Source organism: Streptomyces sp. NPDC057136, assembly GCF_042670885.1.
Classification (GTDB): Bacteria; Actinomycetota; Actinomycetes; order Streptomycetales; family Streptomycetaceae; genus Streptomyces.
On record NZ_JBHUUV010000004.1, the window covers coordinates 197,681 to 210,755 of the forward strand.

The 13,075-nt window shown below is 69.2% G+C and carries 13 protein-coding genes; 6 read left to right on the top strand and 7 right to left on the bottom strand.

Annotated features, from left to right (window positions below; all coding sequences use genetic code 11):
* Positions 1-32: 32 nt before the first annotated feature.
* Positions 33-1,286 (bottom strand): PP2C family protein-serine/threonine phosphatase, encoded by a 1,254-nt coding sequence (locus ACFT7S_RS07205; RefSeq protein ID WP_382728542.1) that lies wholly within the window; start codon positions 1,284-1,286, stop codon positions 33-35.
* 379 nt (positions 1,287-1,665) lie between these two features.
* On the bottom strand, positions 1,666-3,312 hold the full coding sequence (locus ACFT7S_RS07210) for a hypothetical protein (RefSeq protein WP_382728153.1): 1,647 nt from the start codon (positions 3,310-3,312) through the stop codon (positions 1,666-1,668).
* Positions 3,313-3,808: 496 nt separating this feature from the next.
* Here ACFT7S_RS07210 and ACFT7S_RS07215 point away from each other — a divergent pair, with 496 nt between their 5' ends.
* A complete protein-coding gene (locus ACFT7S_RS07215) occupies positions 3,809-4,723 on the top strand; it encodes an adenosine kinase (protein ID WP_382728155.1) in 915 nt (304 codons plus the stop codon).
* Between the two features lie 90 nt (positions 4,724-4,813).
* Here the strand turns inward: ACFT7S_RS07215 and ACFT7S_RS07220 are convergent, their stop codons facing one another.
* The 3 genes from ACFT7S_RS07220 to ACFT7S_RS07230 all read right to left on the bottom strand — a co-directional run bounded on the left by ACFT7S_RS07220 (position 4,814) and on the right by ACFT7S_RS07230 (position 5,626).
* Positions 4,814-5,101, bottom strand: coding sequence for a hypothetical protein (locus ACFT7S_RS07220; protein ID WP_382728158.1), 288 nt, complete (start codon positions 5,099-5,101; stop codon positions 4,814-4,816).
* Positions 5,102-5,126: 25 nt separating this feature from the next.
* Complete coding sequence (locus ACFT7S_RS07225) at positions 5,127-5,327, bottom strand: hypothetical protein (RefSeq protein ID WP_382728161.1); 201 nt, start codon at positions 5,325-5,327, stop codon at positions 5,127-5,129.
* Positions 5,328-5,398: 71 nt separating this feature from the next.
* Complete coding sequence (locus ACFT7S_RS07230; protein WP_382728163.1) at positions 5,399-5,626, bottom strand: hypothetical protein; 228 nt, start codon at positions 5,624-5,626, stop codon at positions 5,399-5,401.
* A gap of 167 nt (positions 5,627-5,793) precedes the next feature.
* Between ACFT7S_RS07230 and ACFT7S_RS07235 the strand changes: the two genes are divergently transcribed.
* The gene (locus tag ACFT7S_RS07235; RefSeq protein ID WP_382728165.1) at positions 5,794-6,216 is read left to right on the top strand and encodes a hypothetical protein; all 423 of its coding nucleotides are present in this window, start codon (positions 5,794-5,796) and stop codon (positions 6,214-6,216) included.
* A 428-nt stretch (positions 6,217-6,644) separates the two neighbouring features.
* Here the strand turns inward: ACFT7S_RS07235 and ACFT7S_RS07240 are convergent, their stop codons facing one another.
* Positions 6,645-7,544: an SIS domain-containing protein gene (locus ACFT7S_RS07240; protein ID WP_382728168.1), complete on the bottom strand. Its 900-nt coding sequence runs from the start codon at positions 7,542-7,544 to the stop codon at positions 6,645-6,647.
* A gap of 198 nt (positions 7,545-7,742) precedes the next feature.
* On the opposite strand from ACFT7S_RS07240, the gene ACFT7S_RS07245 reads away from it, so the two are divergent.
* From ACFT7S_RS07245 to ACFT7S_RS07260, 4 genes are all read left to right on the top strand, one after another.
* Positions 7,743-9,059 (top strand): ABC transporter substrate-binding protein, encoded by a 1,317-nt coding sequence (locus ACFT7S_RS07245; RefSeq protein WP_382728171.1) that lies wholly within the window; start codon positions 7,743-7,745, stop codon positions 9,057-9,059.
* Entirely contained in the window at positions 9,059-10,018 is a 960-nt protein-coding gene (locus ACFT7S_RS07250; protein ID WP_382728174.1) for a carbohydrate ABC transporter permease, read from the top strand. Before ACFT7S_RS07245 ends, ACFT7S_RS07250 begins: the two co-directional genes overlap by 1 nt.
* 12 nt (positions 10,019-10,030) lie before the next feature.
* On the top strand, positions 10,031-10,882 hold the full coding sequence (locus tag ACFT7S_RS07255) for a carbohydrate ABC transporter permease (RefSeq protein WP_382728177.1): 852 nt from the start codon (positions 10,031-10,033) through the stop codon (positions 10,880-10,882).
* A gap of 76 nt (positions 10,883-10,958) precedes the next feature.
* Positions 10,959-11,930 carry a hydroxyacid dehydrogenase gene (locus ACFT7S_RS07260; RefSeq protein WP_382728179.1) on the top strand — a complete coding sequence of 324 codons (972 nt, stop codon included), beginning with the start codon at positions 10,959-10,961 and terminating at the stop codon, positions 11,928-11,930.
* Positions 11,931-11,963: 33 nt separating this feature from the next.
* On the opposite strand, the gene ACFT7S_RS07265 is transcribed toward ACFT7S_RS07260, so the two are convergent.
* The gene (locus tag ACFT7S_RS07265; RefSeq protein ID WP_382728181.1) at positions 11,964-13,049 is read right to left on the bottom strand and encodes a substrate-binding domain-containing protein; all 1,086 of its coding nucleotides are present in this window, start codon (positions 13,047-13,049) and stop codon (positions 11,964-11,966) included.
* Between the last annotated feature and the right edge of the window lie 26 nt (positions 13,050-13,075).

Consider the following 13,075-nt stretch of genomic DNA (forward strand, 5'->3'; position numbering starts at 1 on the left):
GGAGAGGCGAGGGGTCTTCGCTTCTCCGTTCGTCACAGGCGCAGGACGATCAGGGCGGTGTCGTCGGTGATCCCTGCGGGTTGGACGAGGTCGGCCAGGAGGGCGTCGGCGAGGGTGTCAGGGGTGGCGGCGCGGTGGCGGGTGAGGGAGTCGGCGAGACGGTCGAGGCCGGTGTCGATGTCTTCGTGGCGGCGCTCGACGAGCCCGTCGGTGTAGAGGACGAGAACGGATCCCTCGGTGAACGCGGCCTGCGCCTGAGGACGCGAGGCGTGTTCGGGGCGGGCGCCGAGCGGGGGGTCGGTGGCCTGGTCGAGGAAGGTGACGGTGCCGTCGGCAGCCAGCAGGGCGGGCGGGGGGTGGCCGGCGCTGCTGTACGTGAGGGTGCGGCTGCTCCAGTCGATGAAGACCGACACGGCAGTGGTGGATTCCGCCCCGTCGACAACGCGCGCGTACAGGCCGAGGACTTCCAGGGCCTGGGCGGGCCCGTCGGCGACACGGGAGGCTGCGGACAGGGCGCTGCGCAGCTGGCCCATGACGCCAGCCGCGCGCAGTCCGTGGCCGACGACGTCGCCGACCGCGACGGTGGTGCGGCCCGTCCCGGGCAGGTCGACGAGGTCGTACCAGTCGCCGCACACGTTCAGGGCGCCCACGGCGGGCTGGTAGCGCACGGCCGCACGATGATGACCGAGGGGCCGGGGCACGGGCAGCATCGCCCGCTGGAGATGAAGAGCCACCTCGCGTTCGCGGGCATGGGCCTGCCGCAGGCGTTCGTTGACCTCCTGCAGTTCCCGGGCGCGATTGTAGAGCTCGGCTTCGAGGACCTGGGCGCGGTCGCTGTCGCCGCAGGCGCCGCGGGCGCGGATGAGTTCGGTGACCTCCTCCACCCGGTGCAGCAGCAGCGCCATGGTGCCGTCCGCAGCGAAGACGGGGGCGTTGACCGGGCTCCAGTACCGCTTCTGCCACACCCCGGGCCGGGAAGGGTCCTCCACGTCGTAGCGCTGCAACGCCATGCTGTCGCGCTCCCCGGTGGCCGCGACCCGCCTCAGCGAGGCGTACAGGTTGCGTATTCCGGTCGCCCCGGGGTCGTTGGGGTTGTCGGGGAAGACGTCGAACAAATAGCGGCCGATGACTTGCTCGCGGGTGCGCCCGGACATCGACAGGAACGCCTCGTTGGCATCCGCGTACACCAGGTCGAGTTTCAGCAGCGCGACCGCGCCCGGCAGGGCCTGGAAGACGGCCTGGTAGTCGATGACGGGTCCGTTCACGATCCACCTGCCGCGCGCCATCGTTCCGATCAAGGGTGCGCCCATGCTGCCACGGCCATCGGGACAGGACCGTTCCGAACCCGCCGGACGTGGGCCGTTCGGCCCCTCACAGGCGATCCGGTCCCGCCCACGCGCCCTGGAGTCCTTGCGTGCATGAAGTGCATAGCCGCTACGCACGGCGGTGGCGAACGTGGCGCCGGTGGCGACTATCGCGTCGGGTGCTCCAGTGGGACGGGCCAGGTCGCTGGGGGCAGCTGGATTTCCAGGTGTCGGGCGAGTCGGTCCAGATCGCGGCGATTGCGACGGCGCCCCTCGTCGACCGTGCGGACGCGGCAGTTACCGCTGGGCTCCGCAGTTGTACGGTCGACGAGGGGCGCCGCTTCCAGGATGGGTCCGTCGATCAGCAGGATGGGGGCGTTGTGCTGCCGATCGCGATTCTGAGGTCCGCGCCCTGGTTGTCGACCGAGCAGACCTTGACGGCCGCGTTGGCGATCTCGTCCACGAGCGTCCTGCTCACGGCCAGTGGTGCGTCGGCGGTGGTCGTCGTGGCGGGCGTGGCGTCCACGAGCCTGTTGTGCACCGTTGCTCCGCTCGTGACGATGCGGACGATGACGCCGTTGACCAAGGGGTCGGCGGAGTCGTAGGCGTCGTAGGGCGGGGTGGCGCGGCGGTATTCGAGGGACAGATAGCTGCCGTCACTGCGGGCGATGCGGTACTCCTGGGTCCCGTTCACTCCGAGAACGCCCAGCTCGTGGCTTCCGCTGGACACGACCTTGATCACCTGGGCCGCCGGGATCCACCCGGCGAACTGCCGGTAGTCGACCGGGTAGAGGTGCATGCCGCCGCCCCCCATGGTGTCTGTCGGGTCGTCGCCTCCGGACACCGTGCAGGAGCTGTTCAGCTGCGTCACGCTGCTCGTGCTCGGGCAGGCCTTGAGTGTGTCGGAGTGCGTGAAGCCGAGGTTGTGGCCGAACTCGTGGGTCCACATCCATGTCTTGTAGCCCACGCCGTTGGAGAGGATCCAGTTTCCGGGCTGGGAGGCCAGTCCCTCCCACGCGCAGGCCGAATGACGCGACAGGTCGACGAAGAGGTAGTCGTAGGCATCCGGGTCGACGCCCCGCGCCAGTGCCGCCGTCCTGGCGGAGCTCCGAATCGACGCCGAGTCGCATCCGGTCGGCCGCGTTCCCAGGTCGATGTCGGTGAGCATGTCGCCCGTCAGGTCGAGTGCACCTCCGGACACCTCCTGCAGATACGACCGGAGAGAGGGGTAGCCGGTTCCGAGGGTCGCCTGCTCGACTGCGGCAGGATCGGCGGGAGTGGCATCGTTCCAGTGGGTCGCCATGACCAGGGCACGCTTCTGACCGGTGACCGGGCGACTTGCCCAGCCGGAGGCAAAGGCGTCGTCGTCCCACAGCCGCATGGAGGTGTAGTCGGCGGGGCCGCCCTGGGCGGTGCAGTCGCCGACCTCGACGGTGTCGGCGCCGTTGAAGGTGCGCAGGCACGTGCCCAGCTGTGCGTCGCCTCGGTACTTGTTCTGCAGGAGGACGTAGCCGTTGCCCTGGTCGACTGCCCGCCACAGGCGCATGGAGGTGTAGTCGGCGGGGCCGCCCTGCGCGGTGCACTCACCGACCTGCACGGCAGCGCTGCCGCTGAAGGTGCGCAGACAGTCTCCGAGCCCGGCGTCCGTCCGGTACTTGTTCTGCACCAGGATGTAGCCGTTGCCCTGGTCCACGGCCTGCCACTGGCGCATGGACGTGAGGTCGGTGGGGCCGCCCTGGGCGGTACACTCACCGACCTGCACGGCGGCAGTGTCGCTGAAGGTGCGCAGGCACGTTCCCAGTCCGGCGTCGCCTCGGTACTTGTTCCCCAGCAGGGTGTAGCCCACCGCCATGGTTCCGGCGTTGCTCGATGCGGATGTGCCGACAGCCCGCTGTTCGCCGTGCTGCGGAAGCGCCGCTGTCGCCGGTGCGTACGACAGCAGGGACAGAGCCGCCAGCAACACTGTCGCCGCGAAAGCTGCCTTCACCTTCGCTGAGTACCACTTCATCTCTCCTCCATTGGCTTGCTGTTGGCCTTGCAGAGTGAGACGTGCCGAGCCTGCCCTGAGAGCTCGGCCCGACTACGCGCTATCAGGTACCTGTCATCAGCCGTCTCGCCGATTTCCCGGCACAGAATGTAAGCGGTTGCTATTGGAGCGCAAGAGATACCTCAAAGTTTCCGTCAGTTTCTATGGGATGAAGGGCAAATAACGGCCTGTAGGGGGTAGTAACCGCTCACTATGGCGGCGGGTTCCCTCGTCGGTGAGGCCATGCTGGGCCGGACGGGCCGTAGTGGCGCCGTAGCGGAGCTCTGCCGCGATCCGAGGGGTCGCGTGCCGATGCTCGCAAAGAATTTCGGCAACAGTCTGCAAGTTATTGCCAAGGTGGTGAGGGCCTGCTTGACTCACCTGCCGGTAGACACAGGTGACGGCCCGTCCCGTTGACCGCGTGGTGGCGACGACGCCTCCTCGCCCTCGCCCACCTCAGGTTCGAGAGGTATGCCCCATGAGCACCGAGACCGACGTCCTCGTCCTGGGAGGCGCAGGCGTGGACACGATCGTGTACGTCCCCGAGCTGCCGCTGCCCTACGCCGACAGTTACATGGTGCGGCCCGGGATCGAAACACGGGCGGGGCAGACCGGGGACTTCGTCGCTCTGGGAGTGAGCGCGCTGGGTCTGCGGACCCATCACCTCGACATGATCGGCGACGACGACGCGGGAGACCTGGTCCGCGCGCTGCACCGCGACCGGGGCATCGCGCTGACCGAGGTCCCCCTGCCCGGCGGCACCAAGCGGGCGGTCAATCTCGTCGGTCCCGACGGACGGCGGCTGTCCTTGTACGACGACAGCCGCTCCCGGGAGGAGGACCGACTGCCGCCGGCGACGGTCCGGGCCCTGGCAGTGGCGAGCCGTCACGCCCATGTCTCCATCACGTACCCCTGCGCCTTCGCCCTCCCCGAGCTGCGGGCGGCCGGCGTGACCGTCTCGACCGACCTGCACAACTGGGACGGTGTCAACGTTTACCACGAGCCCTTCGCCTACGAGGCGGACATCGTCTTCCTGTCCACCACCACCCTGGCGGACACGGAACGGACCATGCATCAGGTCGTCGAGCGCGGCCGGGCCGACGTGGTCGTCGCGACGGCAGGGGCCGAAGGGGCGTATCTGCTGGTCGACGGCGAGCTGAGCCACATTCCGGCCGTCACGCCCCCCGGGCCTGTGGTGGACTCCAACGGTGCCGGAGACGCCTTCGCGGCCGGATTCCTGTTCGGGCGGCTGACCGGCGAGCCGCCCCGGCGGTGCGCCCTCTACGGCGCGGTCGCCGGAGCCCACGCCTGCACCGTTCCGGCTACGCGGGCCGACTCCATCGGCCGGGGCGAGCTCCTCGCCCGGGTCGCCGTATGGGAGGCCACGGCATGACGGCCCAACGCTTTTGTCGGGGCTCCTCAGGGACGGGTGCGGACCGGCCGAGGACAGGTGGCCCCAGCCGGTCCGGTGGATATCACGCGGTTACGAGGTGATGGACGCCTTCAGGTGGAAGGGGTTGCTGAGCAGAGGACTCGTGCGGCGGGACTCGACCACGAACTCCCAGACGCCCGCTTGGGGGTTGGCGTAGGTGCGAGCGGCCGGGTTGCAGCCGTTGCCATCGAGGTAGTTGGCGTAGCAGTAGATCGAGCCGGCACCGGACGACTCGCCGTCGACGCCCTCGGGGGTGAAGGCCCACCAGCGCGTCTGGCTGCCGGCCGTGAGACCGGAGAGGTCGACCGTAAGGGTCTTGGTTCCGGCCGGGACGGCCACGTGTAGCGGACGGTCTCGTTACGGTTCACACTCCCGCTCGCTGCCCAAGTGGTGTCCGCGGTGAGCGGGTGGCGGCCTCGACGGCCAGGAGCGCGGACTGCTCAAGGCCCCGCGCGTTGTCGTTGTCGATGGTCAGGACGGCGCTGTGAGTGACCTGCGTCCTCGGCTCGGAGATCACCTTGATCACCGTCGGGACGTCCATCTCCAGGGTCACGCGCTCCGGCACCGGGAAGGTGCCGTCATTGCCCTTGAGGCCGAGTTCGTAAGCCGGGGCGCCGACTTCGCCGCCGGTGCGGGTCAGGGTGATGTCGTAGGTACGGCGCTCGCCGACGTTCTGGCCGCCGCTGCCCGGGGCGCAGCTGTTGAACAGGCCGCTGCCGGTGTCCGGGTGGTCAACTCGTCGGAGAGCGCGGTGCAGACCGGCGCGGAGACGGCGATGTCCTCAACGCCGGCGACACCCTTGGACAGGAACCTCCAGGCCCTCTCGACGTCGAACTGGCCGTGTCCCTGGGCGATGGCATCCACCTGGCCGTTGTAGTCGGCCGAGGAATAGATGGCCTTGCGCAGCTCGGCCGGGCCGGCATCGGCGCCCGACTGCTTGGCGGCGGACAGAAGGAGCGCTGCGGCACCGGTGGCCTGCGGGCCCCGTTGGCGGCGGTGGTACCGGCGACGTGGGTACCGGGGGCCACGTCGTGCGCGTTGACATTGATGCCGGAGAACGTCGGGGAGAACTTCTTGAATTCGACAGTGAACGGCTGCCGCTCGTCGAGCGCGGTGTCGAGGTTGTCGGTGCCGATGTAGCCGATCTGGTGGTCGACCTTGTAGGGCTGGATCAACTCGTCCTCGGAGAAGACGTGGTCCAGGTCGGTGTCCACGTAGATGGCGCCGTCCGTGGCGCGGTACACGGTGCCCAGGTAGCTGCCCTTGAAGGTGGGGTCGGTGAAGCTGGTCGAGTTGAGCAGCCGGGTGGACAGGGCCAGGTCGTCGCCGGCCGGGAGTGTCCAGGTGATGTTCTGCTTGACGACGGTCGGCCCGGTGACCTCGCGATGGCGGCTCCGCCCTCGATGACCTCGATCGACTCGGCGGTGCCGACAACCGGGTCGTCGCCCCGATAGCTCTGGGACAGCTGAGCGATGGCGAGTTGTGCCTTGCGCACGTCGTAGATGCGCTGCAGCGCCATCAGGTTCAGGCTGATGTCCGGCCGTGCGGCACGCAGGCCGTGATCGAGCAGCAGAAACGTCCGATGTGACCTGCGGGTCAGAGCAGTCCAGAGAAGCGACTCCTCCCGGGGCTGAAGCCCCGGTTCCTCGCTGGATCCCGGTGAAGTCCGAGCCGTTCGCGAGTGCTGAGTCGACTCGTGCTGCTCCGGGGTTCTTGGTTGCCGCAGCTCGAACCCGAGTGATTCAACCCGCCGTGAGCTGGGTGTTTGTTCGCGCGCTCCAGCCGGATGATGTGCTCGGGTGATCCTGCTCGCAGGAGGCTCTTCGATGAGAAGAGCGTCATGTGGGTGGTGCTCGGCTGTTCACGTCTTCCCGGCCGGCGCTCAGGCAGGCGCCCCCGCCAGAATCACCGAGCGAGACAGATTGCGCGGGCGGTCCGGGTTCATGCCGCGGCGGCCGGCGAGCTCCACGGCCAGGCGCTGGGCGCGGACCAGGGAAGCAACCGGATCCAGTGCGTCGGCGGTGAACAGGGCTCCGGTGGTGGCGACTTCGTCCTCCAGACCGGCCGGGGGATCACCGAAGGACCACACCAGGCTCGACCGGTCGCTGATGCTGATCGCGCCGTGCCGGTACTCCATCGCGGCGTACGACTCGGTCCAGACACGCGCCGCCTCGCGCAGCTTGAGCGCCGCCTCGTCGGCGAGGCCGGTCGTCCACCCGCTGCCGAGGAAGGTGAACTGTGTCCGCTCGAGCCAGCTGCGCGGCAGCGGTTCGGCGACAGCGAGTTCGCCGTCGGCGATGGAGGGCGTGAGGTCGGTGCCGAGGCCCGCGCGCAGCAGCTGAAGTGCGGTGGTGGCGAACCGGGTCTGCACGACGGACTTCTCGTCGGCGAAGCCGAGGCCGATCACGGCGTCCGCGCGGTGGGCGACGGGCGCGGTGGTGACGCCGGTGATGGCGAGGGTCGGGATGCGCCCCGCGACCGCGGCGAGCAGGTGCAGCACCTCGGTCGTCGTACCGGAGCGGGTGATCGCCACGATCCGGTCGTACGGGCGGCCGAGCGCCACCTCGGAGGCCGGGTAGGCGTCGGTCTCGCCGAGGCCCGTCGACTCCCGCAGCGCGGCATAGGCGCGGGCGATGCAGTACGACGTACCGCACCCGACGACGGCGACCCGCTCGCCCGGATGCGGCAGCCGGTCGGCGACGGAGACGGCCAGCTCCGCCGCCCTTGTCCAGCACTCCGGCTGGCTTGCGATCTCCGCGGTGACATGTGCGGCGGCGCTCATGGGGTCTCTTCTCCGTTGCTCTGCCGGGTCGTCTGCGAGTCATGTTTTAGCCCCGTCCGCACACCATTGCAATGAGCAATGGGAGAGCAATGGTCAACATATTCAGCATCACTTCAGTGATTGCTTATTGATTGCGTATGTGAAGGGTGAGTAGACCTGCCGATCAACAGGCTGACAACGGCGTTGAGGAGCAGGGCGATGAACAGACGATTGATCCGGCGGACCGCGGCCATGAGCGTGGCCGGCGCGCTCGCCCTCGGGCTGACCGCATGCGGCGGCTCGACAGGCGGCGCCGCGGCGGGCAGCGGCAAGGAGCTCACTTACTGGTCGATGTGGAAGGAGGGCGAGCCGCAGCAGAAGGCGCTGTCCGCCGCCATCGACGACTTCACCGCCGAGACAGGCATCCAGGTCAAGGTGCAGTGGCAGGGCCGCGACGTACTGAAGAAGCTGCAGCCGACCCTCCACGGCGTGCCGGCCGCCGACCTCGTCGACCGCAACCTCCCCCAGGTCAAGTCGATGATGGTGTCCACCAACACGGCCTCCGACCTGTCCGGCGTACTGAAGGAACCGATCCCCGGCGAGCCCGGAAAGACCGTCGGCGACGTGGTGCCGGCGAAGTATCTCGAGCTGGGCAAGGCCGATGGCAAGCAGGTCGTCCTGCCCTACGCGATCGTCGCCAACGGCCTCTGGTACGACGGGAACTCCTTCCCCGGCCTCGGCCACAAGCCCCCTAAGGACTGGGACGCCTTCCAGGCGACACTCGCCGGAGAGAAGAAGGCGGGCCGCGCCCCGCTCGCCCTCGACGCGGACATCCCCGACTACGGCGCCTACTGGTACAGCAACTTCGTGGTGGGCGCGATGGGCCCGGGCTCGTTCCACGCAGCGGCAGCCGACGAGAGCGGGAAGCGGTGGAAGGAGCCGAGTTACGTCAAGGCGGCCCAGCGCGTCTCCACCCTCGCCAGGGGCGGGTACTTCGCCGAGGGCTACGACGCCAGCAAGTTCCCGGCGATCCAGCAGAAGTGGGCCACGGGCAAGGCAGGCTTCCTGCTGATGGGTTCCTGGATCGCGGGCGAGACCAAGCCGTATGCCACGCCCGGCTTCGACTTCAGGATGCTGCCCTTCCCCACCGACGGTGCACCGGGCTCCGGCGCGCCCATCGAGGCGACCACCTTCGGCTGGGTCGTCCCGAGCAAGGCCAAGGAGGGCGAGGCGGCGCGTAAGTTCGTCGCCTTCCTGTACGGCAAGAAGCAGATGCAGGCGTACGCCGATGAGGCGCAGGGCATCGTCGCCCGCGAGGACATCGAGGTAGCCCCGGCCATGGCCGACGCCGCCGCGGCCCTGAAGGAGAACACCCCGTACAACACCTTCGACGGCGTCGACATGGACTTCGCCGAGTGGTGGACGAAGACCTTCCACCCGCTGCACACCAAGCTGGTGACCGGCAAGATCTCCGCACAGGACTTCAGCGACCAGCTCGCCACGCAGAGCGCCGACTTCTGGAAGCGGGCGGGCTGATGACCACTGCCGTCGCCGACGGCGCGCGTACAGTCCCGGCCCGCCGCACGGTGGCGGGCCGGGGCGCCGTGGGCCCGTTCGCCGCTCACCGCAAGCGCCTGTACCTGCCGTTCGTCCTGCCCGCCTTCCTGCTGTACGCCGCGTCCCTGCTGGCACCCGTCGTCGCCACCGCCTGGATCAGCCTGCACACGTGGGCGGGCGCCGGCCCCATGGAGTGGGTGGGCGCGGACAACTACACCCGGATGTTCCAGGACCCGGCCTTCCGGACGTCCTTCGGCAACACGCTGCTGCTGCTCTTCGGTGGCGGCGTCGTCACCTTCCTGCTCAGCTTCGTCCTGACGATGCTGCTGCGCGATCTGGCCGGACGGTCCACCGCCCGCTCGGTGATCTTCTTCCCGAACATTGTCCCCGCGCTGGTGATTTCGATCCTCTGGGGCTTCCTCTTCCAGGCCGACGGGCTGCTCAACACGGCGCTGCGTTCCATGGGCATCGCGCATCCGCCCGCCTGGCTCGCCGAAGAGAACCAGTTCAAGATCATCATGCTGGGCATCATCTGGATGAGCACCGGCTACTACACCACGATCATCATGGCCGCAGTGGACCGCATTCCGCCGTACCTGTACGAGGACTGCGCCCTGGCCGGGGCCAACGCCTGGCAGCGCTTCCGCCACGTCACTCTGCCGCTGTCCTGGGACGTCATCGGGATCTGCGCGGTGCTGTGGACGATCAACGCGATGAAGACCTTCGAGTTCATCCTCGCCATGGCCGGCTCGGCCAGCTCCATGCCCTCCACGTCCACCTGGACCGCGTCGCTGTACGCGTACACCTCGGTCTTCGCACCGACGGGTGTACCGCAGTACGGCGTCGCCGCGGCCTCGGCCGTCGTCACGCTCGCGCTCGTCGGCGTCCTGGTGGTGCTGATCCGTCGCCTGATGCGGCGCGAAGCGCTCGAATTCTGAACGGGGAACACTGTGAGCTCTGCATCGACTCTGCGCGCCGGCCGGACACAACGCCTGCTCGGCGCCCCGCTGGTCTGGGCGTTCGTGGCCTTCAACGTCCTTGTACTGGCATGGATCATGGCCTCCTCGGTGAAGGGGACCAGGGACATCATCGCCTCTCCCTGGTCGGTGCCCGACGCCGTCCACTGGGACAATTTCGAACGGGCCTGGAGCGCCGGAAACTTCGGCCCGGCCGCCCTCAACTCCCTTGCACTGGTGGGAGGTACGGCGCTCGCGACGGTACTCCTCGCCGCCCCCGCTTCGTACGCGCTGAGCAGGCTGGGGGCGCGGAGCGCGGGTGCGGCCACCTCGCTGTTCGCCATCGGCCTCGGCATCCCGGCGCATGCCGTGTTCCTGCCGCTGTACCAGGTGATGGCGCCCCTGGGCCTCGTCAACAACCTCTGGGGGCTGTGGCTGCTCTACACCGCGACCTCGATGCCGTTCGCGGTCTTCTTCCTGACGGGGTTCTTCCGCTCGCTGCCCGCCGAACTGGAGGAGGCGGCGGCCCTGGACGGCGCCTCCCCGGCGTACACCTTCTGGCGGATCATGCTGCCGCTGGCACGCTCCGGGCTTATCACCCTGCTGCTGCTCAATGTCATCAACCACTGGGGGGAGACGTTCTTTGCACTGGTCTTCATCCAGGATCAGCAACTCCAGACGCTGCCGCTGGCACTGCTCGGCTTCATGCAGCAGATGCAGTACAACGGCGCGGACTGGGGCGGGTTGTTCGCAGGCATCGCGGTGGTCGTCCTGCCGCTGGTGGGGCTCTACAGCTGGCTCGGCCGTCGCATCATCGAGGGCATGACCCTCGGCTCCGGCAAGTAGTACGTACACGTATCAGGTTGCCGGTCATGGAAGGGCAAAACGCACTGTGTCACCCCGACTTACAGCTCTCATCGCCATGCGCCAGGATGTGGCGGCCCTGGCACTCCCCGACGACCTACGGGCGCGGCTGGGCGCGGTATGCGACGTACCGGATCTGGTGGTCGACGACTTCGGGCGGCCCGAGGCGCGCAAGGCCCTGTCCCGCACCGATGTGCTGATCTCGGGGTGGGGCTGCCCGGCGGTCGACGCGAGTGTGCTCGCGGACGCACCGCGGCTGCGGGCCGTCATGCACGCGGCGGGCTCCGTCAAGCATGTGCTCACCCCGGCAGTCTGGGAGCGCGGTATCACGGTCTCGTCGGCCGCGCCCGCCAACGCGGCGCCGGTCGCCGACTACACGCTCGCCGCGATCCATCTGTCGGCCAAGCGGGCGTTCCGCACGGCGGGGGAGTACCGGGCGGGCCGGCCCCAGGACCTGACGGTCTCCCCGGACACCGGCCTGCTCGACCGTACGGTCGGCATCGTCGGGGCCTCGAAGATCGGCCGGCTGGTACTGGAGCGGCTGGCCGGTGCGGGCGTGAGGCTGCTGGTGCACGACCCGTATCTGGAAGCCGCGGACGCGGACGCGCTCGGGGCCCGACTCGTGGGCCTGGACGAGCTTTTGGTTAGCTCGGACATCGTCTCGCTGCATGCCCCGCTGCTGCCCGAGACGAGACATCTGATCGACGCGCGGGCGCTCGGCCTGCTGCGGGACGGCGCGGTGCTCATCAACACCGCACGCGGCGGCCTCGTCGACACCGAGGCGCTGGCAGGGCACTGCGCGGCGGGGCGCATCGACGCGGTCCTCGATGTGACCGAACCGGAACCACTGCCACCGGGTCATCTGCTGCTCACCCTGCCCCATGTGCTGGTCACCCCGCACATCGCGGGCGCGATGGGCACGGAAGTGCGGCTGCTCGGCGCGTTCGCGGTCGGCGAGGCGGAGCGATTCGCTGCGGGCGAGCGGCTGCTGGGCGAGGTACGGGCCGAGGACCTGTCCCGCATCGCCTGATCACCGGGTTCCGGGGCAGCGCCCCGGAACCCGTCACCGCGTGCGCCCGCCGCACGACGCGCGGACCACCAGATTGGGGCGCAGCTGCACCTGGTGCAGCGGTGACGCGTCGCCGTCGGACAGACGGCGCAACAGGATCTGCGCTGCCAGCCGGCCCACCTGGAACTTGGGCGGCGAGACGGCAGTCAGCGGAATCTCTGCCACGTCCGCGAACTCGTTGTCGTAACTGACCATGGCGAGGTCATGAGGGACGCGCAGCCCTGCCCGCCGGGCCGCCGACTGCACCAGCGCGGCCTCGCGGTCGCCGAAACACAGGGCGCCCGTGACCTCTGCGGCAACGAGCTTCCCCACGGTGGCGTCGGCGCGGTCCGGGTTCCAGGCGTCCATCACGGCGCTGTCGTACACCGCCTCGGGCAGTGCGAAGTCCACGACGGCGCGGGCGAATCCGGTCCGAATGGGCGCGGCGGTCGGCGCGTCGACGCGGACGACCAGCGCGAGACGCTCATGGCCGAGGGCGCGCAGATGCCGCACGGCGTCGTACGCGCCGCCCTCGTGGTCCGTGCAGACGTGCTCCGTGGGGTCGCCGGGACCCGCCGCCGTCAGCCGCCGCTCCACCAGTACGGCGGGGACGGGCAGATGGAGCAGTTCGTCCGTGCGTCGCGCCGGATCGTCGGAGGCATGCAGGCCCGGCACCAGCAGCAGCCCGTGTACACCCGCAGCCAGCAGCTCGGCTATCGCCGCGTCCTCCGCCTTCGGGTCGTAGTGCGAGCACGCCAGCACGAACTGGGCACCTGCCTCGGCCAGCACCTCCTGGATGCCCTGGATGACGCGTGGGTAGTAGAGCGCGGTGTCGGGTACGAGTACGCCGACGATCCTGCGCCTGTCGGGGACGCGTGGCGGGAGACCGAGCGCGAAGGTGCCCGCGCCCTGCCGCCGCTCCACGAGGCCCTGGGCGACCAGGTCCTCGTACGCCCTGCGGACGGTGGTGACGGACAGGCCGGTCTCGGTGGCGAGCGCCCGCTCGGTGGGCAGCTTGCTGCCCGGCGGCCAGGTGCCGTCATGGATGCCTCGCCGCAGATCGGCGGTGAGCTTGCGGAATTTGAGTTCTCGGGCCGACACGGTCCCCCCTGGGCGTGCGAAGAAGG